The following is a 21,899-nucleotide window of genomic DNA, read 5'->3' as shown; positions in this document are numbered from 1 at the left end:
ACCTCATCTGTAAACCGTTGGCATCGCGACGAGTCAAACACACAATGTTGCGATCTCTAACGATTGCCAGAGCAGTAAACCAGGAAGATGATGATTGTAGCCTTAAAAAGGCACGATACCATTTGTGACGGGAGTCGTTGAAAGGAAATCACGTAAGTGTTTGAATAGTGGCGGAGAGAGGGGGATTTGAACCCCCGGTAGAGTTGCCCCTACTCCGGTTTTCGAGACCGGTCCGTTCAGCCGCTCCGGCATCTCTCCGCTGTTGAGGTTGCTATAATGCCAGGTTCTTTGGCATTTTAATAGTTCCTGTCTCTTTAAATCAGTTCAAGTGACGACTTTGCGAGCAATATGATGTTTAAATGGCCCTGGAAAGTAGATGAAGAGTCCGGCAACGCGGAAATCCCCTGGGAAAAGGCGCTTGCCATCCCTGTGTTAGCCAACCTCTCCGACCATGAGCAGCAGCAGCTGGTGCAAATGGCTTCGCGCTTTTTGCAGCAAAAGCGTCTGGTTGCATTACAGGGGCTTAAGCTCACTCACCTGCAGAGCGCGCGTATTGCGCTACTGTTTTGCCTGCCGGTTCTCGAACTGGGGATCGAGTGGTTAGATGGTTTTCACGAGGTGCTCATCTACCCTGCTCCGTTCGTTGTCGACGACGAATGGGAAGATGATATCGGCCTGGTGCATAGCCAGCGAATCGTACAATCAGGGCAAAGCTGGCAACAAGGGCCGATCGTTCTCAACTGGTTGGATATTCAGGACTCCTTCGACGCTTCTGGCTTCAATCTGATTATCCATGAAGTGGCGCATAAGCTGGATACCCGCAATGGCGATCGCGCAAGCGGCGTCCCCTTCATTCCGCTACGCGAAGTCGCTGGCTGGGAACACGATCTCCATGCAGCAATGAACAATATTCAGGATGAGATCGATCTGGTCGGCGAAAGCGCCGCCAGTATTGACGCTTACGCGGCCAGCGACCCTGCCGAATGTTTTGCGGTGCTCTCTGAATATTTCTTCAGCGCCCCTGAGCTGTTTGCCCCACGCTTTCCCGCGCTTTGGCAGCGTTTCTGCCATTTCTATCGCCAGGATCCGCTGGAGAGATTACGCGAGAATAGCCCGCAGGAGGATGGCGATAGCCCTGCAGTACACTAAAACAACGACCTGCACTAAATTTAGCCATTTGAATCAGTAAGTTAAATTTAGTGTTGACACAAAAATACGAGACCAGTAGTATTCGCCTCGTTCACACGATTCCTCTGTAGTTCAGTCGGTAGAACGGCGGACTGTTAATCCGTATGTCACTGGTTCGAGTCCAGTCAGAGGAGCCAAATTCTAAAAAGCCTGCTTTCAAGCAGGCTTTTTGCTTTTCTGGCAATAACCCCGTCTTACTTCACCCTTTTGCTGCGCAATTTACCCTCTGCGTGCCAGCGCAGGGCGTCAACCACCAGCGTAAACGCCGTCGGAAGATGATTCCGGCCAGAATAATAAAGATAGTACCCCGGGAAAACCGGGCACCAGTCGGCCAGCAGCGGCACCAGTTGTCGGTTAGCGATATATTTTGCCGCCAGGTCGTGAGGAACATAGGCAATCCCTGCCCCGTCCAAAGCGGCCTGAATCATCAAAAAGGTATTATTAAAAACGGTTTGCCCTTCGACGCGAACGCTGGTTTTTTGGCTGCCCTTTGCAAACTCCCAGGCGTAAAGCGCGCCGTGGGTGGGCAAACGCAAATTGATGCAGTTGTGTGCCATCAGATCTTCAGGCCTTGCCACCGCCGCTTTGCCGGAAAGATAGCCGGGCGCGGCAACCACCGCCATCTGCACATCGGGCGTAATGCGCACCGCAATCATATCTTTGTCCACCTGATCGCCCATCCGCACGCCGGCATCGAAGCGCCCGGCGGCAATATCGGTCAGCTCATAGCCAACGCTGAACTCAATATGGATATCCGGATATCGATTTAATAATGGATGCAGGCGGGGCCACAGCACGGTGACAATGGCATGATCGTTGGCGGTGATGCGTACCGTGCCGGCGGGTTTATCCCGTGAAGCGCGCAGCGAAGCCAGTTCATTTTCTATTTCATTCAGCCGCGGCGCCAGTACGGCCAGCAGGCGATTTCCGGCATCGGTGGGCGACACGCTACGCGTGGTGCGGATTAACAACCGCACCCCCAGACGCTCTTCCAGACCCAGCAGCGTATGGCTCAATGCCGAGCGGGAAACCCCCAGCATTGCAGCCGCCCGGGTAAAACTTCGCTCCTGAGCTACGGTGACAAAGGCCTGCAGATCGTTGAGTTTTTCTTTGCTCATCATTGGTGAATTTTTTGCACCAGTGTATTCATATTTGACCATCTTATCATTTAATCAAACCTTCTCTACACTTTGTTCTGCCAGTCCAGATGGGCTGCTTAAACGCCCGAAACTGAAATGTGGAGACACCATGAACGAACAATTTGACGGTAACGGCATTTTTCCCAAAGGGGAGAAAAATGAGGCCTATGCGCAGTATTTTCAGGGCACCAGCTACCTGAATATGCTCTCCACGGAAGGGGTCAATATCGGTAACGTGGTCTTTGAGCCCGGCTGCCGTAACCACTGGCATATTCACCATAAAGGCGGGCAGATCCTGTTGGTGACGGGCGGACGCGGCTGGTATCAGGAGTGGAATCAACCGGCGCGAGAACTAACCGCGGGCGATGTTGTGAATATTCCCGCAGGCGTCAAGCATTGGCACGGCGCGGCCGCCGACAGCTGGTTTGCCCATATTGCCGTTGCCGTCCCTGCCGAAGGCGCATCTAACGAATGGCTGGAGCCGGTGACCGACGAAGCCTACCGCAAATTGCCTTAAGCAACGAAACTGTAGAGTTTGCCTATTCATGACTAAACTCTGCTGGTTCGCTCGGGTAAATTTCCTCCGCTAATTAAATAAAGCCTCAGCGCTATTCCAGGTTGGCGGCGCTACCACCGGCGTGGTAAGCGCGGCCAATAACAGCAGCAGTGGGATGCGCGCAAAGCTGGCGGCCTATCGTCACAACCCGGTAAGCCTAAGTTGGCGATGTGAATCGACAGATGATAGCGAATCTGCAGATTTGCAGGATTGAGCCCATGGTGAAATTGCCGGTTTTCGTAAGCCGGGTAAGTCGCCACCCGGCAGATGTGTGGCCTGAATAGATCAAACAGGTTTGTCATCTCTGTTCAACAGCAGGCTGTTTTATCTGCAGTAACGCCTGGTTATTCTCGGTCCCGCTTATCGTCAGCAGCGCGCTTTGCAACGAGGCACTGAACATTGCCCCGTGCGACAGGCCGGGATAAGGCCACCAGCTGACCGCAACGCCATTTTTCCTGAGCCGGGAAACCGTCTGCTGAACTTTACTGCGCGTATCCACTGCCCCGGCGGAAGAACCGCGCTGCGTCGCAACCGCGCCCTCCATCAGGAATAAGGCGTTCCGATTAAACGCCTCGCCTTTTGCCCCGGCCATTCTGTCTAACAGCGCGGCCTGGCCTCTTCCCAGAGAAGGACTGGCAGAGAAATAGAGCTGGAAGCGGGATGACGTCAGCCAGGTATCAATAACAAATAATCCACCGTAGGAGTGCCCCCAGATAGCCCGTCGCTGCGGGTTGATAGCGATCCCACGCTCAACTTTTTCCATAATGGTATCCTCTAAGAGGCGGCGAAACGCCCCGCTACCGCCGCTTTTCCGCCGATCCCAGCGGTTATCGGCGGGATTCTCTTCGACTTTCGGCCGGTAGTCATAGGCTCGGGCAGTTTGATCGAAGGGCAAATTCGTTTGATAGCCAATGGCCACAATGACGGGCGGCGTTTTATGCGTCAGCTTTTCGAGCAGCGTGTCGGACAACCGGTCCATCACCGCGTTGCCGTCCAGGGCGTACACAACCGGATACCCCTGCGCGGGCGGCGCCGTATTCGGTATCGCCGTCCAGACCTTATAATGTCGTTCACCATCGGAGGAATCGAAGGTCGTGACGTTGAAATGATAATACGCGGAACCGCGGTCGGCGATATTCGGCCCCAGCGGGCTCATATCGGGTTTGGCGTAAGCGTTAAGTGCATACAAGGTGGTAACCAGCGCGGCGATAAAAATCCGCCCTTTCGGCGAATAAGCGAAACAAGAGTTGCGAAGCGACATCGGTTGATTTTTCCGGCACATTATCGTTATTGATAATGATTGCTAATATCAATCTCAATTGCAAGCTACGCGATTAGCCTCGCAGGCGCAGCGTTGTGCCTGCCCGGGATAGCCAGTCATCACATCATCGGGCCCCCGGACAGTCTTGTCATCCTGCTAAGGCGATAGCCGCCATTCGGGAATATCCCGGCTCGCGCCGCACTGAGCCGGGATACTTAAAGTGCCGCTTTCTGGTCAATATCAGGCCGTACGCCATCTCCGGGTCAGCGGCTTCTCGACTTCCACAATCAGGAACATCACAAAACCGATAATAAAAGTGATAACCCAGTAGCGGAACGGCAGCGCTTCGGTGCCAAACAGCATCTGCATAAATGGCGCATAGATAATCAGCAGCTGCAGCACCAGCAGCACGCCGCTGACAATCCAGATCCCCCGGTTCGCCAGCAATCCTTTACTCAGCGAGAAGCCATCCGCCACGCGACAGTTGAGCATATAGAACCACTGAGCAGTAACCAGCGTCTGTAACAGCACCGTACGAATAAACTCAGGCGAATAGCCGCGCGGCTGTAGCCAGGCTTCAAGAACAAAGGCGCTGACGGCAATCATCGACCCGACAAAAATCACCCGCCAGATAGCAAAGCCGTCCATCACGTGCAGCTTAGGGTCGCGCGGCGGCCGGCGCATGATGTTCTTCTCACCTGCCTCAAAAGCGAGACCAAACGACAGCGTGGCGGAGGTCGCCATGTTCATCCACAGGATCAGCACTGGCGTCAGCGGAATTAAATTTCCCGCCAGTAGCGCAATAATAATCAACAGCCCCTGCGCGAGGTTGGTCGGCATAATAAAGAGGATGGTTTTTTTCAGGTTATCGTACACCCGGCGTCCTTCCCTGACGGCGCTGGCAATGGTGGCGAAGTTATCATCGGTCAGCACCATATCTGCGGCCTCTTTGGTCACTTCGGTGCCTTTAATCCCCATCGCAATACCGACATCGGCCTGCTTCAGCGCCGGGGCGTCGTTCACCCCGTCGCCGGTCATCCCGACCACCTCTTTTTTGCTTTGCAGCGCCTGCACCAGGCGGAATTTATCCTCCGGGCTGGTACGCGCAAAGATATCGAATTTCTGCGCGGCTTCGCTGAGCTGAATGTCGTCCATCACCTCCAGCTCTCTGCCGGTAATGGCGTTTTCCGCATTGCCAATCCCCAGCATCTTGCCGATACTCATCGCGGTTTGCGGATGGTCGCCGGTGATCATCTTCACGCGGATCCCCGCCTGCAGGCAGTCGCCGATGGCCGTAATCGCCTCCGGCCGCGGCGGATCCATCATCCCGGCAATCCCGAGCAGAATGACGCCCTGCTGCAAATCCTGATGGGTGAGTTCCGTTTGACCGTCGGCGGCGGGTTTCCACGCTGCCGCCACCATCCGCAGCCCTTCCCGCGCATACTCTTCGATTTTGCCTTCCCAGTAAGGCTGGTCGAGCGGCTCCAGGCCATGGTCGGTTTGCTGATGCTGGCACAGGCGGAACAGGACATCGGGCGCGCCGGTAATCAAAATCATCTCTTCATCGCCGATGCGGTACAGCGTCGACATATATTTATACTGTGAATCGAAGGGGATTTTGCTGCGCAGCTCAGTGTTGAGCGCCGGGAGCGGGACTTTCGCCGCCAGCACTTTCAACGCCCCTTCGGTCGGGCCGCCGGTAATTTTCCACAGCCCACTTTCATCTTTAATAAGCTGACTGTCATTACACAGATCGATAGTGCGCAGATAACGTTCCAGCAGCGTGCCCGGCGCAACGGTTACCGGCGCAGGCTCATCGATCGGGTGAATATTCCCTATCGGCTCGTAGCTGTCGCCCTCCACCCGATAAACTTTATCGGCGGTTATCACGGCTTTCACCGTCATCTCGTTCATGGTTAGCGTGCCGGTTTTATCCGAGCAGATCACCGTCATGGCCCCGAGGGTTTCCACCGTAGGCAGCTTGCGGATAATCGCCTTCTGACGGGCCATGGTCTGCACGCCGAGCGAGAGAATAATGGAGATAATTGCCGGTAAACCTTCCGGTACCGACGCCACCGCGAGGCTAATCAACGACAGCATCAGCTCAGAAACCGGCATATCGCGGAACAGCAGGCTAAAGACAAACAGCGCGGCCATCATCACCAGGATGATGATAAAAATGGCTTTACCGAGCTTATCCATCTGCACCAGCAGCGGCGTTCGGTGTTTTTCGATATCCGACATCATCTGGTTGATATGACCCAGCTCGGTATCGCCGCCAGTGGCCACCACCAGGCCTTTTCCGCCGCCCGAACTCACCGTGGTGCCGGAAAACAGCAGATTGGTACGATCGCCAAGCGGCAGCTCGCCGCTAAGCGCCTCGGTGCTTTTCTCCACCACCGTCGATTCGCCGGTCAGAATCGCCTCTTCCACCCGCAGGTTATGCGCTTCGATAACCCGCAGGTCAGCAGGGATGCGATCGCCGGCGCGGATCACGACGATATCGCCGGGTACCAGAGCGGTTGTCGGGATCGTTTCATGGTTGCCCTGACGAACGACCACCGCTTCGCTGGAAAGCATGTTGCGAATGCTCTGAAGCGATTTTTCCGCGTTGCTCTCCTGAATATGGCCGATCAGGGCGTTAATCACCGCCACGCCCAGGATCACCAGGGTATCCACCCAGTGCCCCATGACCGCCGTCAGCAGCGCCGCCGCCAGCAGCACATAGATCAGCACATCGTTAAAATGCGCCAGAAAGCGCAGCCATGCCGGCTTTCCCGCTTTTTGCGGTAGCGCATTCTCGCCGTACTGCTGCAAGCGCGCTGCCGCTTCAGCACCGCTGATGCCGTCCGGGGTACTGTTGGTGCTGGTCAGGGTTTCTTCGACGGAGAGCTGATAGAACGGGCCGCCCGGTTTTTCTGTATTCATAGTTATCTCCTCACTCCTGTATCGGAAATCAGGACAGCCTCAGGCCGTCCTTAGCGCACCACAAAAACCGGAACATGGGCATAGCGAACGATCCCTGCCGCCTCCGACCCCAGCAGATGCGTCTGAATATTCGGGTTACGCGAGCCGATTATCACCACATCCGCCTTCAGCTCATCGGCCAGTTTGGTCACTTCGTCGCGAATGTTGCCGCTGCGAATGTGAATCTGAATATCGTTTTCCGCCAGCGTGAGTTTTTTAACCAGCTCAGCCAGCTTTTCCTTAGAAGTATTCATCAGATAATCTTCCATTTTCCGTGCATCGGAAATAAAGCCGCGCGTCAGCACTGGAGAAAAAGCGGGAATCACGTGAAGAAGATGAATCTTTCCGGAGGAGCTTTGTGCTAGGAATTGGGCGTGGGACAAGGCCTTGTCCGCCAGACCGATTTCAAACACATCAACCGGCACGAGGATATTTTTATACATAGAGACAATCCTTTTATTACCTATAAAAAAGGTGGTGAAAACAGCCCAGGCATTGGCGCTGGTACTGAGGAGGAAATCTCAAGAACAAAATTTGCTGGACGTGTAGGTATAATTAAACGTAGCACACCACGGTTAACATGATTAACCCGCCAATTAATATATTGAAAAATATCACAGAGTCAGGCACAGCCAGACAATTCAACTGCCAACCCGGTAAAATCGTCGCCATCACCGTAATTTTTGCTCTTTTTAACATTTCTGTTTTACTGCGACTATCCTCATTATCAGTGGCTTGTTCACTTTCTGCCGCCCCACAATAATTATTATGATAAGAATTTACTTAGCTAAGCATTAGAGCTAAAGGAGGAACAATGTTCGGTTACAGTCTGTTTCGCCTGAGCCTGTTTATTGCCCTGGCAATAATCGCCTGTACGGCTACCGGGTTAATTACTTATTGGGTTGTTTCGGCCCTCGCTGAATAAACACAGCGATTGTGAATAATATGTAAAAGATAGCCTTTTACTTCGAGGGGAATACAGTGAACCGTTATTTTTCTCTCATCCCGCTTGTTATTTTAATAACAACGGCTTGCGATCGGAAAGCGCCAGAAATTACGCCGTTACCGCGGATGGTTAAGGTCGCTGAGGTGGTGGCTATCGGCGAGTCACAGCAGCGCGTATTCCCCGCCCGTATTGAGTCCGGAGACTCCACTGACCTCTCTTTCAAACGCGGCGGCCAGATTGAATCTCTTGATGTGCGCCAGGGAGCTAATGTGACTCAGGGGCAGACACTTGCCCGGCTTAACGCCCGGGAAGCGCAGCAGCGGGTGAATGAGCGGCAAACCGCCGCCACCCTCGCCCAGCGGCAATTCGATCGATTCCAGACCCTGGCCGGTCGTCAGGCGATTTCAAAAGCGGAAATGGATATCCAGCGAGCCAACCGCGACTCCGCTAATGCCGCGCTAAAAATAGCCCGGGAAGAGCTGTCGCAAACGACGCTAACCGCACCGTTCAGCGGCGTAGCCGCCAACGTTCCGGTACGTAACCATCAGGTGGTCGCCGCCGGACAGCCGATTGTCACCCTGACGCGAACCGATCTGCTCGACGTGGTGTTTAGCGTTCCGGAAAACCTCTTTACCGCGCTGGATATTCGCAACGCGCAGTACCGTCCGGTGGTTAAAATTAACGCCATGCCGGATCGCCAGTTTACCGCCGAATACAAAGAACATACCGGCAGCAGCGACAGCAGCACGCTCACCTGGCAAATCATACTGACCATGCCGCGACCTGCCGACTTTCCCTCGGTCGGCGGCGTGAGCGGAACGGTGACGGTTAATCTGGCGAACCTGCCCGCCAGCGCCGGCAAAAATGCAGTCGTGGTGCCTGTCGAAGCGGTGTTTAATCCGGATAATCGCCCGCGCAACGAACCCCACGTGTGGGTGGTTCAGGGCAGCGGCGATCGGCTCCATCTGGAAGAGCGCAAAGTTGGCGTGGGTCAGATCACCTCACAGGGCGTGGTGATTACCGAAGGGCTCAGCGTCGGCGAACGCGTGGTGGCGGCGGGCGTCAGCGAATTACATGCGCAACAACCGGTTCGAATCTGGACGCGTGAACGAGGTTTGTAATGGATATCTCCCGCCAGTTTATTAACAATCCAATCCGCGTCTGGCTGACTATTTTACTGCTGGGCATCGGCGGGATCTTCGCTCTGCTGAACATCGGCCGGCTGGAAGATCCGGCGTTTACCATCAAAACCGCGGTGGTGGTTACCCATTATCCCGGCGCTTCAGCGCAGCAGGTGGAAGAAGAAGTCACCCTGCCGCTGGAGAACGCGCTGCAGCAGCTGCCCTATCTCGATAACGTCAGCTCCATTTCCTCTAACGGCCTGTCGCAAATTACCGTCAACATCGCCTCGCACTACCACTCCAGCGAGCTGCCGCAAATCTGGGATGAACTGCGCCGCCGGGTTGGCGACGCCGCTCGCCAGTTCCCGCCCGGCGTCGCTTCTCCGTTCGTGAATGACGATTTTGGCGATGTCTTTGGCTTCTTCTTCGCCCTCTCCGGCGAGAGCTTTACCAACCCTGAGCTGGTTCGCTATGCCGAGCAGCTGCGCCGTGAACTGGTGCTGGTGCCCGGGGTCGGTAAAGTCGCCATCGGCGGGGCGATCCCCCAGCAAATCAACATTGATATCTCATTGGCGAAAATGGCCGCCCGCGGGATTACGCTCAACCAGCTGGCGGCGATCCTCAGCCGGTTGAACGTCGTCTCTAACGCCGGAGAAATTAAATCCGGCAGCGAATCGATCCGCCTGCATCCCACGGGCGAGTTTGCCAACCTTGACGAGCTGGGCGATCTGTTAATCAGCCCGCACGGTTCGGGAACGGCGACGCGGCTGCGCGATATTGCCACGCTCTCGCGCGGGCTGAGCGAAACGCCCTCCAGCATTTACCACGCCAACGGTCGCCAGGCGGTCACCATGGGGGTGTCGTTTATCCCCGGAGTTAACGTGATTGATGTTGGCCGTGCGCTGCAAAACAAACTGGCGCAGATGTCGGCGGAAAAACCGGCCGGGATCAACATTGACCTGTTCTACGATCAGGCGGCGGAAGTCGCCCATTCGGTCAACGGTTTTATCACCAACTTTCTGATGGCGCTGGCGATTGTCGTTGGCGTACTACTGATCTTTATGGGCGTACGCAGCGGTATTATTATCGCCCTGTCGCTGGCGCTCAACGTACTCGGCACGCTGCTGATTATGTATCTCTGGGGGATCGAGCTGCAGCGTATTTCGCTGGGGGCATTGATTATCGCCCTGAGCATGCTGGTCGATAACGCTATCGTTATCGTCGAAGGCGTGCTGATCGCCCGCCAGCAGGGATCGACGCGACTTACGGCAATTAATTATGTGATTCGCCGTTCGGCCCTGCCGCTGCTGGGGGCCACGGTGATTGCGATTCTTGCCTTTGCGCCGATTGGGCTGTCGCAGGACTCGACCGGGGAATATTGTAAATCGCTGTTCCAGGTACTGCTGATTTCGCTCATGCTGAGCTGGTTCTCGGCGCTGACCATTACCCCGGTGCTCATTAAGTGGTGGCTGTTTAAGCCTCAATCGCAGCCGGTGGCGCAGGCCGATACCAACCCGTACGGCGGACGCTTTTACCGCCTGTATCAGCTGACTCTGCAGGCCCTTCTGCTGCGCAAAACCGTCACCCTGACCGTCATGGCGGCGCTGCTGGCCGCCGCTATCTGGGGGTTTGGTTCGGTGCGACAAAACTTTTTTCCCTCTTCAAACACGCCCATTTTCTTTGTCGATCTCTGGCTTCCCTACGGTACCGATATTGCGACCACTGAAAAGATGACCAGCGATATTGAGACTGCCATTAACGGCCAGCCCGGAGTCGTCACCACCGTGGCTACCGTCGGCCAGGGCAGTATGCGGTTTATCCTGACCTACAGCGGGCAACGGCAGTACAGCAACTATGCGCAGATCATGGTGCGCATGGACGACCAGCGCAGCATTGCCGCCCTGACGCAGCATGTAGATCGCTATATTGCGCGTAACTATCCGCAGGTGAACGCCAGCACAAAACGCGTGATGTTCGGCCCTTCCGGCGACAGCGCCATCGAGGTGCGGATCAAAGGTCCCGACCCAGACAGACTGCGCCTGATCGCCAGCCAGGTTGGCGATATCCTCTCCGCAGACCCGGCCACCGATGGCGTTCGCAACGACTGGCAAAACCGCAGTAAAGTTATCCGTCCCCAGTACTCCACCGCCCTTGGGCGCGAACTGGGCGTCGATAAACAGGATATCGATAACGCGCTGGAGATGAACTTCTCCGGCAGCCGCGCGGGACTGTACCGTGAGGGTGCCGACCTGCTGCCGGTGATAGTCCGCCCACCCGCCGCCGAGCGCCAGGATGCGAATCACTTAAATAACGTGCTGGTCTGGAGCCAAAGCCGCCAGCAGTATATTCCGCTCAGTAACGTGGTCAGCGGCTTTCACCTTGAATGGGAGGATCCGCTGATCCTGCGCCGCGACCGCAGCCGCGTGCTGACGGTGCAGACCGATCCCGACCCGCTCAGCAACCAGACCTCCGGGGATATCCTCTCCCGCGTGAAACCGCAGATCGATGCGCTGGTGCTGCCGCACGGCTACAGCATCGAGTGGGGTGGTGATGCGGAAAACTCCAGCGAGGCGCAGCAGGGACTGTTCACAACCCTGCCGCTGGGTTACCTGGTGATGTTTATCATCACCGTACTGATGTTCAGTTCGCTGAAAAATGCGATTGCCATCTGGCTGACCGTACCGCTGGCGCTGATTGGCGTAACGCCGGGCTTTTTAATCACCGGCATCCCCTTTGGTTTTATGGCGCTGATCGGTCTGCTCAGCCTGAGTGGAATGCTGATCCGTAACGGCATCGTGCTGGTTGAGGAGATTGAACAGCAGAAGCAGGAAAAAGAGCAGCAGGAGGCGATTATTTATGCGGCCACGTCGCGTTTACGCCCTATCCTGCTGACGGCGTTTACCACCGTGCTTGGCCTGGCGCCTTTACTACTGGACGTTTTCTTCCAGAGCATGGCGGTTGTTATCATGTTTGGTCTGGGTTTTGCTACTATTCTGACGCTGCTGGTTCTGCCGGTAATTTACGCCTGTTTCCACAATAAGGACATGAAGCGACAACCATGAATAGTACCGGGTTAAATATTATCAAAACGCTGGGATGCATGACGGCGGTGACCTTCTTCACCATCTACAACACCTGGGATAGCTATGATTACGACTATCACTGGATCCTCGGGTTTTTGACGTTTATTTCGACTATCGCCACGCCGCTGTTTTTTGTGGTGGCCGGTTATCTCGACTCGCAGTCCCGCCACGATTCGCAGTGGCAAATGGGCAAAATCAAAAGCGTGGTTATCGTCTTTCTGTTCTGGATGACGGTGTACTATCTGTGGGAGCCTTATCAGCGCGGCTATCTTATCCAGCCGTGGTTTGTCTTTGCGTTTATCGTGATTTACACCTTTCACCCGGTCATCGAGTGGCTCAGCCAGCGGCGTAAACTGTTTTTTGCTGCAGTTTTCTCGCTGCTGCTGCTCTCGTATGGGTACGATCTTCTGTCCGCACTGTACCCTGATATCCATGCGCTGAGCCTGGCGCCGCAGTATCGGCTATGGACATGGCTGCTGTTTTATCTGACCGGTCAGCTGTTCAGCGATCCGCTCGTCGCCGGCTGGCTCAGGCACGAAAAAGTGGTTAAAGGGGCGATGATCGCCATCCCGTTTATTTATCTTTTCACCTGGTTTTACGAGCGCCATTTCTTTTTCGCCCTGTTTAAGGCCGACAGAAATGCCTTCATTCTTACCGGTTCACAAATTTATATTCTGGTCGTCGCGCTGGTGATTGCGGCCAACGGCGTTCGGTTTCGTAAAAACAGCGAGTTTAAAGAGGCCGTTCTCGCCACCATCAGCAAAACGATGACCGGCGTCTATATTCTCCACTACTCCGTTTTTCACCTGCTCACTGCATTTATCCCGATTAACTCACTGGGTACCAAATTAATGCTGATTGTTCTCACGTTTATCACTTCGGTACTGATTTCAATGCTGGCGCTGTCAAATTCGGTGGTGAAAAAAGTGATTACCATTTGACGTTCGCCGATTCAGGCCATGACCGCCAGCGCATTTAAAAACCGTAGCGCAGCCAGGCAAACAGCACGTTGCCGTTATTATAGGTGCCGGGAATATAGGTGAACTGCACGCTCAGACGGCGATAGCTGGCGGAAAAAAGCGGCAAAATAATCGGCAGGGGTACGTAGTTGGCAAAGTCATCGCGGGCGGTGATCCCGGCGGTAACGCCAAGTCCCAGACGAAAATCGCGGCGACTATCAAGATACCACCCCTTCTCCCAGCCGTAGCCGATTATCGGCTGCCACTCGTTATGCGAATCCTTGAACATCATGGCGTAGAGAGAACTCCAGTTGCCCTCTGCGTTATATCTGGAAACGCCAAAACCCCCGCCCCACGGCATTTCATTATAGTTATCCGTTTTCTCTTTATCGTACATAAAGCGGTTATGCCAACTGAGAAACGGAAGATACAGATCGTAGTTTTGCGGCTCATTCCAGGTCTGCGAGACATCGTTTTTTAACCAGCTCCACCAGCCGCTGATGCGCTGCTCGCCATATATCTTCGTTTCAGCCTGTACCGAAAAGGCGAAAATAAACACAATTCCCCACGCTACCCGTAGACAACGTTGCATAGTTTTATCCTTAAAGAAAACCGCCCGGTGTTAATTCAGTTTGAGAACAAAAAACAGGCTTTGCAAATATCGGCCAAGAAATTTTGTGCGCTGGCTGGCGATAACGGCAAGTCCAGTTGCGGCCCCATTTCAGGACAGAGAGAGCCGCTGCGGTGATTTCATTTCCTTGCTGGTGGGATTATGATGACGCTAATTATCCTTTCTGTCCGCAGTGATTGAGAAATAGATGGACTTCATCAGCATTATTATGTCGGCGGGAAAAACCTCCGTCGATGTGGCCCTTTATACGCTGCTGCCAATCATGGTTGTCATGCTCATCGTAATGAAATATCTGGAAGTACGCGGGGTGCTGGATATCATCGTGCGCTGGCTCGCGCCGCTGCTTAAGCCGTTCGGCTTAACCGGAATGAGCGCATTTGCGCTGATTCAGATGAATTTTGTCAGCTTTGCCGCCCCGCTGGCGACCCTCGCCATTATGGATAAACGCGGCGCCTCGGACCGGCAAATGGCCGCTACGCTGGCAATGCTGTTTGCCATGGGGCAAGGCAACGTATTCTATCCATTAACGCCCTTTGGCCTGCACTGGCTGGCCTCTATCGTTATCTCCATTGTCGGCGGACTGTGCGCCGCCGCGGTGACCTGGCATATCACCGGCCGCAGGCTATCAATGGTTGAAAACGCGCGGGCCGAAGCGCTGCCCGAGGCCGAACAGAACAGCCAGGGGATTATCGCCGTGATTAACAGCGCCGGCTCCGACGCGATTCGCCTGGCGCTCGGCGCGGTGCCCATGCTGATCCTGTCGCTGGCTATCGTCGGGTTTATGCAGGCGGCGGGCCTGATTGAGATGCTCCAGCGTCTGCTCCTGCCGCTGCTGCTGTGGCTGAACATCCCGGTTAACTTCGTGCTCCCGGCGCTGGTCAAATGCGTGGCTGGCGGGACGGCCTATTTCGGCGTGATCTCTGAACTCGTGCAGCAGGGAAAAGTGACCATCAGCCAGATCAACGCCTCGGCAGGTCTGTTAGTACAGACGTTTGACCTCCCGGGTATCGGTATCTTTCTGGGCGTCAGCTCGCGCTTCGTGCGCCTGTTCCGCTTCGCCGCCGCCGGCGCTATCGCCGGGATCGCCATCCGCACCGTGATGCACCTGACGCTATTCTGATGCCACCGGCTCCGGACGGAGGCAGGCAGCGACATCAGCCTGCTCGCTGCAGGCAATATGATGGTCAATTCTCACCATCATCCAGGGGAAAAACGGGTTGGAGGTCACGCGCATCAGCGTATCCAGCCCGACACTCAGCGTCGAGGTTTCCCCACGCAAAGAGATCGTGCCGATGCTGATCCCGTAGCGATTTTTCTCCGCCGGTTCCCGGCCATAGAGCGAATCGGTCAGCGGGAACGGCACCGCCACGTGCGACAGCGAATACATATCCTGCGGCCAGGCAAGATGCAGCGGCGTCACGGTTTCGCTTCGCGTTCCGGCAAGCGTGGTGCGGGCCACCGTCTCGTAGGTGTCAGGGGCAGCGTTAGTAATCACCGTGGTGGCATAGGGCCGCGGTGCCGGCGGCAATAACGTATTCACCGCTGAATAGAGCGAGGGACGGAATAGCGCGCGTAGATTCGCCGCCTGGTTAATATCGAAAATCACCAGTTCGCTTCCGTTATCCGGCAGATAGCGATACAGCGACTCTACCACCGCCCGGGTGCTCACCGTGGAGTCCATCACCGACTGAAACGTTAACACCGGCGCCAGTTCGGAAAGCCGATGATTTTGCGCCTCCTGCACGATTTGCTGCTGCAGCGCCTGCGACAACAGCCATGACTGCCTTGCGGCCTTAACCGGGAACGAATTGTATTTATAGGGATTGAATTCCGGGACGATATTCAGCCATGCCGCGCGGGCAAAAGCCGGAAATACCGAGGGTAAACCGGCCAGTCCGGCAAAACGCGCAAAGGCGGTGACGCCAATCATCGGCGACAGCAGGATTATCTGCTGCGGCCGGCGCAGCGCTTTATCCTCCAGGCTATCGAGAGCGTATTTTAGCGCCAGCGCCCCGCCGTTGGAGTAGCCAACCACGTGCAGCGGCACGTTATCCCCGGCCAGGCGCGTCGCTTCGCGCACCGCAAGACGGGTTGTCGCTATCCACGCCTCGCGGTCCACGGCGGTGAGCGCGCCAGGAGCCGTACCGTGTCCGGGCAGCCGCGGGGCGACGGCGACAAATCCCTGCTGCTGATAGCGCTGCGCCAGATAATGCACGCTATAGGGAGAGTCCGTCAGGCCGTGCAGCAGCACCACCGCGCCGCGCGGTTTGCCCTGCGGCAGCAAAATAAAGGAGCGATTCCAGTCGGGATGAAACTTATCCGGATAGACCAGGCTTTGTGCGTAAAAACGGTTAATCGCCGTTTTTTCATCGTCGCTCAGCGCATCGGTAATGTGGCTTTTCATATCGCGGAAAATCGTCGTTTCCCGCGTCTGGTAGTCAGCAAAAGTGGCGTGGTCAATCTCGCTGGCGGTCATTTCATTCGCCGTCCAGGTGTGCCAGCGGTGCAGCGCCGGGCCGCGCTGCGATTCGTAAATGCGGCCAATAAAAAAGACCACCACCACCACCAGTAGACCAATGATGGCTTTTTTCGCCATCGAGACCATTCTTAAGCCCGACTTATTCAGCAGCCGGGTAAAACGCATCATTGCCATATTTCTGTCCGAATTATCTCTTTATCCACCGGGTGGGATTATTACCCGGAGCGCAGCAGATCCTGCGATTCTCTTTTTAAACATAGACTAAACCAACTGCCTGTTCTTATTGTCAGATGAGATGCAAACAGGAATTATCGCCGGGGGTAACCGGTCAGGAATTAACAAATGGAATGGTGGATTAAAAAACTACGCGAGGCCACAACGTCTACACATACCTGGGCGGTTCTGCAAAGCGGCCAGTTAACGATTGTGGCGGAACTGACTCCCTGCGCCCGGCGTCTACAGGAAGGCGATAAGCTGACGCCGTTGGCGGACGCGCTTTACTGCATTAATAACGATAAAACCCACACCGTAAAGGTGCTCAACGCCACCCATTTTAGCGCCGATCGCTGGGCCGCTATCGTCAATGCCTTCACCGGTTAATGGATAGTATCCAGCTTCAACGGGTTCTAATTTCAGTACTTTCTTAGCTAAGCGGGGTAAATTGTCCGACGCCTGTTTCAGTCTGTGACATACTAAGCACAACGTCAGCAGAGCAGAAATAAGGAGTAGGTCATGAACCAGAAAGCCGCCAGGCTGACCCCAGAAGAAGCGCTCACGCAACTCGAAGCGCTCTATGAAAAATCGGTCAATGCGCTGCGTAAAGCTATCGGCGAATATATTCACCACAATACGCTTCCCGATAATAGCGCCCGTGCGGAAGGACTGTTCGTTTACCCGGATCTGTCGGTATCGTGGGACGGCTCGGAGCATAAAGCCTTAAAAACCCGGGCCTGGGGCCGTTTTACCCATACCGGCTGCTATACCACCACCATTACCAACCCTAAACTGTTTCGCGCCTATTTGCTGGAACAGCTCACCATGCTGTATCAGGATTACGATGCCTGCATTACCGTCGGACTATCGCAGCATGAGATCCCCTATCCGTACGTGATTGATGGCTCCGAGCTCACGCTCGACCGTTCAATGAGCGCCGGCTTAACGCGTTTTTTCCCCACCACCGAGCTGTCGCAAATTGGCGATGAGACTGCCGATGGCCTGTTCCATTCCACGGAATACTATCCCCTGTCGCACTTCGACGCCCGCCGCGTCGATTTCTCGCTGGCGCGCCTGCGTCATTACACCGGCACGCCGGTTGAGCATTTCCAGCCGTATATGCTATTTACCAACTATACCCGCTACGTCGATGAGTTCGTGCGCTGGGGCTGTAGCCAAATTCTCGATCCCGATAGCCCCTATATCGCCCTCTCCTGCGCGGGCGGGATCTGGATAACGGCGGACACAGAGGCCCCGGAAGAGGCAATTTCCGATCTGGCGTGGAAAAAGCATCAGATGCCGGCCTGGCACCTGATCACTAAAGAGGGTCAGGGGATCACGCTGATTAACATTGGCGTAGGCCCGGCTAACGCTAAAAACATCTGCGACCATCTGGCGGTGCTGCGCCCGGACGTCTGGCTGATGATTGGCCACTGCGGCGGCCTGCGCGAAAGCCAGACGATTGGCGACTACGTGCTGGCTCACGCCTATCTGCGCGATGACCATGTGCTGGATGCGGTGCTACCGCCGGATATCCCTATTCCGAGCATCGCCGAAGTTCAGCGCGCGCTTTACGACGCCACCAAGCAGGTTAGCGGAATGCCCGGCGAAGAGGTTAAACAGCGGCTGCGTACCGGAACGGTGGTTACCACCGACGATCGTAACTGGGAACTGCGCTACTCGGCCTCGGCGCTGCGCTTTAACCTTAGCCGCGCGGTGGCTATCGATATGGAAAGCGCGACCATTGCCGCGCAGGGTTATCGCTTCCGCGTTCCCTACGGTACCCTACTGTGCGTCTCCGATAAGCCGCTGCACGGTGAGATCAAGCTGCCGGGACAGGCTAACCGCTTCTATGAAGGGGCGATTTCCGAACATTTGCAGATTGGTATTCGGGCGATTGACCTACTACGCGCCGAAGGCGACCATATGCATTCGCGCAAGCTGAGAACCTTCAACGAACCGCCGTTCCGTTAAGCGCATAGATAACACGAGCAGAATAAACTCAGTCCGGATGGCGTGACATATTTACGCGGCCACCCGCCGGACTGAGCGTTAGAGAAAGAGAGTCATTCGGACCAGGGGATAATCACCATTACCCTTTCGCTATAAATTAAAACATTTATTTCTTTAGTGCTAACTATTTCTCTGACCGTAGCCACACTGCTTGTCTCAAAATATTATTGTGCTAACTTCCGCAATTAAAAACTGCCACGCCGATTATAAAAGTAAATATTCCATTAACATATCTATATCAATTGCCGCATGGTCATATAACGCACAATAGCAGACTGGGTAACACTTGAATTACGTCTCATAACCCCTTAAATTAATTAAAAAAATTTATGTGTAACAAAACTGCCATACAGAACAGGCAGCGCTCAAGAGAGATCAAAATAATCAAAGAGTTATCTATGGCCGCTACTCTGCTATCGAATCATCATTTAATATCGTCAGGTTACTTACAACAAATATCTTGTTACTCAACCACAACAGATAAAATTGCACATGTCGCCAATATGCAATCATGGATAAGCTTATCGGTCGCCATCAGCAATGTACTATTTTCGTAAAAGTATGGAAGACAGTTTTATGAAATTAACCATAGGGAATATCCGCCTGTTTATTTTAATAGCAACTATATTTTTCTGGACGGTCGCGATCGGGCTCGTTTCCCTTGTGGTATCCTGGTTTTAAAACCGTGTTCGAAGGCAAGGCCCCGGCGTTGCCACAATCGTGACTATGCAAGAGAAAGCAAAAAGCCCGCTTAAGTTTCCTTAAGCGGGCTTCTTAAATTTGGCTCCTCTGACTGGACTCGAACCAGTGACATACGGATTAACAGTCCGCCGTTCTACCGACTGAACTACAGAGGAATCGTTTGAACGAGGCGCATATTATCGATCACGCCCGATCTTGTCAAAGGCTGTTTGCACATTTCAAATCGTTTGCCGAAAAATCCTCCAGTTTGCGCAAAAAGTAGCGTTTATCCGCTTATCACTCGCCTATTCAGGCTGCGCCTGACTCTCATCTGCCTGCGCTTTGGTACGCGGATATTTCCACAGCCACCGCCCGCTGACCATTCGACAGTAAAACAAAACGCCGCGCACCGCCCAGTCAAGCACCATCCCCAACCAGACGCCAATCACCCCCATACCCAGCACAATCCCCAGCGTGTAGCCCGCCACGACGCGACAGCCCCACATGCCGAGCATGGATACCCACATGGTGTAGCGCACGTCACGTGCGCCTTTAAAGGCGCACGGCAGCGTCCAGGCCATCGCCCAAATCGGCATAAAGAAGGCGTTGAGCCACAGCAGCTCTTTCACCACCACCTTGACATCCTCTTCGCTGGTATAGAACGAAGCGATCAGGCCGGCAAACGGCGCGGTTCCCCAGGCGATCAGCGTCAATACGATCGTCGATAGCCAGAAGACGTGCCACGCCTGACGTTCAGCCTGGCCGATCTGCCCTTTTCCGAGACGCCTGCCGGTAATAATTGTCGATGCGGAACCCAGGGCGTTCCCGGGCAGGTTAATCAGCGCAGCCACGGAGAAGGCGATAAAGTTGCCGGCAATCACGTTTGTCCCCATCCCGGCAACGAACATCTGAGTCAGCAGCTTGCCGCCGTTGAACAAAACCGATTCAATGCTGGCGGGAATACCAATGCCCATCACTTCCCAGATAATGGCGAAGTTGAACGGCTTAAAGTAGCTCTTCAGCGAAATGCGCAGCGCCGGGTTAAAGCCGATCATTAATACCCAGATAGTAGCCACCGCGCCAATATAGCGGGCGATGGTTAATCCCAGACCCGCGCCGACAAACCCCATGCCGGGCCACGAAAAAATGCCGTAAATCAGGATGCTGCTGATAATGATATTCAGAATATTCATCCCGCCGTTGATCAACAGCGGAATTTTAGTGGTTCCGGCTCCGCGCAGCGCACCGCTGCCGATCAGGGCGATTGCCGCTGCCGGATAGCTCAATACCGTTAGCTCAAGATAGGTCAGCGCCAGGCCTTTCACTTCTTCTGTCGCATCTCCGGCGACAAAATTAATAATTTCCGCGCCAAAAGCATGGATAACCGCCGCGAGAATAATCGAGAACAGGGTCATTATCGCCAGCGACTGTCGCGCTGCCGCCCTTGCCCGCCGCCGGTCACGCTTGCCCAGACTGAAGGCTACCACCACGGTCGTACCGAGATCGATGGCGGCAAAAAAAGACATGATCACCATGTTGAAGCTATCGGCCAGGCCAACGCCCGCCATCGCTTCTTTACCGAGCCAGCTGACCAAAAAAGTACTCAGCACGCCCATCAGCAACACGCAGGCGTTTTCCAGCAAAATCGGGACCGCAAGTGGACTGATTTCACGCCAGTAGAGGACGCGATAGGTCTTGCGTTTTTTAAACCAGGACGTGCGTTCGACGGACTGGCGTAATGCGGAGGTGACGTTCAAGGGAGACCTTAGTGAGAAAAGTTGAAACTACATTTCAAATGATGATAGAGAAAAGCTAATCCTGCAAAGCATTTTTCCCGATAGATTGTCGCTAATAACAACAATTTGTTGATGGATGCGCCAGTTGCGCGGCGGAAGGCGAATTGATGTTTGACAAAAGTTTTTTCGCCGCTAAGATACGACTCCACAACGATTCCTCTGTAGTTCAGTCGGTAGAACGGCGGACTGTTAATCCGTATGTCACTGGTTCGAGTCCAGTCAGAGGAGCCAAATTCTTGTTTTCAGCTATCCTTGCGAATCTTTTTCAGATATTGATTCAACAGGCTAGCATGGGAACACATCCCGGGGCATTTCTGGTTTTTTCTCCTCCGTGCTGGGAAATGCGGGCACTATCTTTGTTGCGCATAGCATGTCCCACTTCTCCCTTAACAACACGCCAATTGTCAGCCTGAAGCCTGCGAAGATTTTCACATAGCACGAACGTTATCTTCTGGTTAATCCTGACGGCAGATCTGCATCGAGTGGCCGTTCCGTGCTTGAGCACCTCAGATGCACCCGGTAGCGGGATCATTTCTCTGTACGCAAGAGCTGAATCGATCATTATCAGCAGGGGCAATCATTTACTCGGCTGTCTGTTTTGCGGGGGCAATGATGGAAGAGAACAAAATGCACCAGTTGCATACCTGCTACTTTCACATTTATTCATCGATATATTGAAAATAAAGAAATATCTGCTACAGGTATTCGCCAAAACTCCTGTCCTCACCAGACGTAGTGCGAGAATACGCTAAACGAGAGGATACGATTGAAGGCTATTATGTGAAAAATAAAAACTGCGGCCATGATCCGAGCAATGGCCTGCTCCCATTATCGCCAGTATGCCAGACAGCTTTGATTTTATATTG

Annotated in this window: 16 protein-coding genes and 4 tRNA genes; 10 read left to right on the top strand and 10 right to left on the bottom strand. The window is 54.4% G+C overall.

All coding sequences use genetic code 11. The features are described from left to right. Positions 1-168: 168 nt before the first annotated feature. A tRNA-Ser gene (locus KO1_RS01235) sits at positions 169-258 on the bottom strand. 90 nt (positions 259-348) lie between these two features. On the opposite strand from KO1_RS01235, the gene mtfA reads away from it, so the two are divergent. Together mtfA and KO1_RS01225 are read left to right on the top strand one after the other, a co-directional pair. Further along, complete coding sequence (mtfA, locus tag KO1_RS01230) at positions 349-1,149, top strand: DgsA anti-repressor MtfA (protein ID WP_168421976.1); 801 nt, start codon at positions 349-351, stop codon at positions 1,147-1,149. Between the two features lie 100 nt (positions 1,150-1,249). After that, positions 1,250-1,325, top strand: a tRNA-Asn gene (locus tag KO1_RS01225). A gap of 57 nt (positions 1,326-1,382) precedes the next feature. Here the strand turns inward: KO1_RS01225 and KO1_RS01220 are convergent. Further along, on the bottom strand, positions 1,383-2,309 hold the full coding sequence (locus KO1_RS01220; protein WP_017145611.1) for a LysR family transcriptional regulator: 927 nt from the start codon (positions 2,307-2,309) through the stop codon (positions 1,383-1,385). Positions 2,310-2,436: 127 nt separating this feature from the next. On the opposite strand from KO1_RS01220, the gene KO1_RS01215 reads away from it, so the two are divergent. Beyond that, positions 2,437-2,844: a cupin domain-containing protein gene (locus tag KO1_RS01215; RefSeq protein WP_024274420.1), complete on the top strand. Its 408-nt coding sequence runs from the start codon at positions 2,437-2,439 to the stop codon at positions 2,842-2,844. 337 nt (positions 2,845-3,181) lie between these two features. Here the strand turns inward: KO1_RS01215 and KO1_RS01210 are convergent, their stop codons facing one another. The 3 genes from KO1_RS01210 to KO1_RS01200 all read right to left on the bottom strand — a co-directional run bounded on the left by KO1_RS01210 (position 3,182) and on the right by KO1_RS01200 (position 7,554). Beyond that, positions 3,182-4,144, bottom strand: coding sequence for an alpha/beta hydrolase (locus KO1_RS01210; RefSeq protein ID WP_024274421.1), 963 nt, complete (start codon positions 4,142-4,144; stop codon positions 3,182-3,184). 240 nt (positions 4,145-4,384) lie between these two features. Next, a complete protein-coding gene (locus KO1_RS01205) occupies positions 4,385-7,072 on the bottom strand; it encodes a cation-transporting P-type ATPase (RefSeq protein WP_024274422.1) in 2,688 nt (895 codons plus the stop codon). Positions 7,073-7,122: 50 nt separating this feature from the next. Beyond that, positions 7,123-7,554 (bottom strand): universal stress protein, encoded by a 432-nt coding sequence (locus KO1_RS01200; protein ID WP_016808337.1) that lies wholly within the window; start codon positions 7,552-7,554, stop codon positions 7,123-7,125. 538 nt (positions 7,555-8,092) lie between these two features. Here KO1_RS01200 and KO1_RS01195 point away from each other — a divergent pair. The 3 genes from KO1_RS01195 to KO1_RS01185 are packed head-to-tail and all read left to right on the top strand — an operon-like array spanning position 8,093 to position 13,202. After that, complete coding sequence (locus KO1_RS01195; protein WP_004103530.1) at positions 8,093-9,178, top strand: efflux RND transporter periplasmic adaptor subunit; 1,086 nt, start codon at positions 8,093-8,095, stop codon at positions 9,176-9,178. Then, positions 9,178-12,240 carry an efflux RND transporter permease subunit gene (locus KO1_RS01190; protein WP_004103532.1) on the top strand — a complete coding sequence of 1,021 codons (3,063 nt, stop codon included), beginning with the start codon at positions 9,178-9,180 and terminating at the stop codon, positions 12,238-12,240. The genes KO1_RS01195 and KO1_RS01190 overlap by 1 nt, the downstream gene beginning before the upstream one ends. A 38-nt stretch (positions 12,241-12,278) precedes the next feature. After that, positions 12,279-13,202 (top strand): acyltransferase, encoded by a 924-nt coding sequence (locus tag KO1_RS01185; RefSeq protein WP_024274424.1) that lies wholly within the window; start codon positions 12,279-12,281, stop codon positions 13,200-13,202. Positions 13,203-13,236: 34 nt separating this feature from the next. Here the strand turns inward: KO1_RS01185 and pagP are convergent, their stop codons facing one another. After that, a complete protein-coding gene (pagP, locus tag KO1_RS01180) occupies positions 13,237-13,812 on the bottom strand; it encodes a lipid IV(A) palmitoyltransferase PagP (protein ID WP_004103536.1) in 576 nt (191 codons plus the stop codon). Positions 13,813-14,038: 226 nt separating this feature from the next. On the opposite strand from pagP, the gene KO1_RS01175 reads away from it, so the two are divergent. After that, complete coding sequence (locus KO1_RS01175) at positions 14,039-14,971, top strand: nucleoside recognition domain-containing protein (RefSeq protein WP_024274425.1); 933 nt, start codon at positions 14,039-14,041, stop codon at positions 14,969-14,971. Here the strand turns inward: KO1_RS01175 and KO1_RS01170 are convergent. Further along, a complete protein-coding gene (locus tag KO1_RS01170; protein ID WP_024274426.1) occupies positions 14,963-16,498 on the bottom strand; it encodes an alpha/beta hydrolase in 1,536 nt (511 codons plus the stop codon). The two genes, KO1_RS01175 and KO1_RS01170, sit on opposite strands and share 9 nt — an antisense overlap. A 174-nt stretch (positions 16,499-16,672) precedes the next feature. Between KO1_RS01170 and KO1_RS01165 the strand changes: the two genes are divergently transcribed. Both KO1_RS01165 and KO1_RS01160 read left to right on the top strand, forming a co-directional pair. Further along, complete coding sequence (locus tag KO1_RS01165) at positions 16,673-16,930, top strand: histidine kinase (RefSeq protein WP_024274427.1); 258 nt, start codon at positions 16,673-16,675, stop codon at positions 16,928-16,930. A 132-nt stretch (positions 16,931-17,062) separates the two neighbouring features. After that, the gene (locus KO1_RS01160; protein WP_024274428.1) at positions 17,063-18,517 is read left to right on the top strand and encodes an AMP nucleosidase; all 1,455 of its coding nucleotides are present in this window, start codon (positions 17,063-17,065) and stop codon (positions 18,515-18,517) included. 820 nt (positions 18,518-19,337) lie between these two features. Here KO1_RS01160 and KO1_RS01155 read toward each other — a convergent pair. The 3 genes from KO1_RS01155 to KO1_RS28880 all read right to left on the bottom strand — a co-directional run bounded on the left by KO1_RS01155 (position 19,338) and on the right by KO1_RS28880 (position 21,182). Further along, a tRNA-Asn gene (locus KO1_RS01155) sits at positions 19,338-19,413 on the bottom strand. 129 nt (positions 19,414-19,542) lie between these two features. After that, on the bottom strand, positions 19,543-20,994 hold the full coding sequence (locus KO1_RS01150; protein WP_004103543.1) for an EmmdR/YeeO family multidrug/toxin efflux MATE transporter: 1,452 nt from the start codon (positions 20,992-20,994) through the stop codon (positions 19,543-19,545). An 8-nt stretch (positions 20,995-21,002) separates the two neighbouring features. Continuing rightward, a complete protein-coding gene (locus tag KO1_RS28880; RefSeq protein ID WP_219620557.1) occupies positions 21,003-21,182 on the bottom strand; it encodes a DUF5951 family protein in 180 nt (59 codons plus the stop codon). A 6-nt stretch (positions 21,183-21,188) separates the two neighbouring features. Between KO1_RS28880 and KO1_RS01145 the strand changes: the two genes are divergently transcribed. After that, positions 21,189-21,264, top strand: a tRNA-Asn gene (locus KO1_RS01145). The last annotated feature ends 635 nt before the right edge of the window (positions 21,265-21,899 follow it).

This window comes from Klebsiella oxytoca NBRC 105695 (assembly GCF_001598695.1).
Lineage (GTDB): Bacteria > Pseudomonadota > Gammaproteobacteria > Enterobacterales > Enterobacteriaceae > Klebsiella > Klebsiella oxytoca.
The sequence above is the reverse complement of the archived record's forward strand: the minus strand, read 5'-3'. Positions and strand labels throughout refer to the sequence as shown.

Coding starts and splice junctions, on each gene's coding strand:
- KO1_RS01175 (WP_024274425.1), top strand. CDS start 14,039: ATGGACTTCATCAGCATTATTATGTCGGCGGGAAAAACCTCCGTCGAT.
- KO1_RS01220 (WP_017145611.1), bottom strand. CDS start 2,309: ATGATGAGCAAAGAAAAACTCAACGATCTGCAGGCCTTTGTCACCGTA.
- KO1_RS01165 (WP_024274427.1), top strand. CDS start 16,673: ATGGAATGGTGGATTAAAAAACTACGCGAGGCCACAACGTCTACACAT.
- KO1_RS01205 (WP_024274422.1), bottom strand. CDS start 7,072: ATGAATACAGAAAAACCGGGCGGCCCGTTCTATCAGCTCTCCGTCGAA.
- KO1_RS01160 (WP_024274428.1), top strand. CDS start 17,063: ATGAACCAGAAAGCCGCCAGGCTGACCCCAGAAGAAGCGCTCACGCAA.
- pagP (WP_004103536.1), bottom strand. CDS start 13,812: ATGCAACGTTGTCTACGGGTAGCGTGGGGAATTGTGTTTATTTTCGCC.
- mtfA (WP_168421976.1), top strand. CDS start 349: ATGATGTTTAAATGGCCCTGGAAAGTAGATGAAGAGTCCGGCAACGCG.
- KO1_RS01190 (WP_004103532.1), top strand. CDS start 9,178: ATGGATATCTCCCGCCAGTTTATTAACAATCCAATCCGCGTCTGGCTG.
- KO1_RS01200 (WP_016808337.1), bottom strand. CDS start 7,554: ATGTATAAAAATATCCTCGTGCCGGTTGATGTGTTTGAAATCGGTCTG.
- KO1_RS01215 (WP_024274420.1), top strand. CDS start 2,437: ATGAACGAACAATTTGACGGTAACGGCATTTTTCCCAAAGGGGAGAAA.
- KO1_RS01185 (WP_024274424.1), top strand. CDS start 12,279: ATGACGGCGGTGACCTTCTTCACCATCTACAACACCTGGGATAGCTAT.
- KO1_RS01210 (WP_024274421.1), bottom strand. CDS start 4,144: ATGTCGCTTCGCAACTCTTGTTTCGCTTATTCGCCGAAAGGGCGGATT.
- KO1_RS01170 (WP_024274426.1), bottom strand. CDS start 16,498: ATGATGCGTTTTACCCGGCTGCTGAATAAGTCGGGCTTAAGAATGGTC.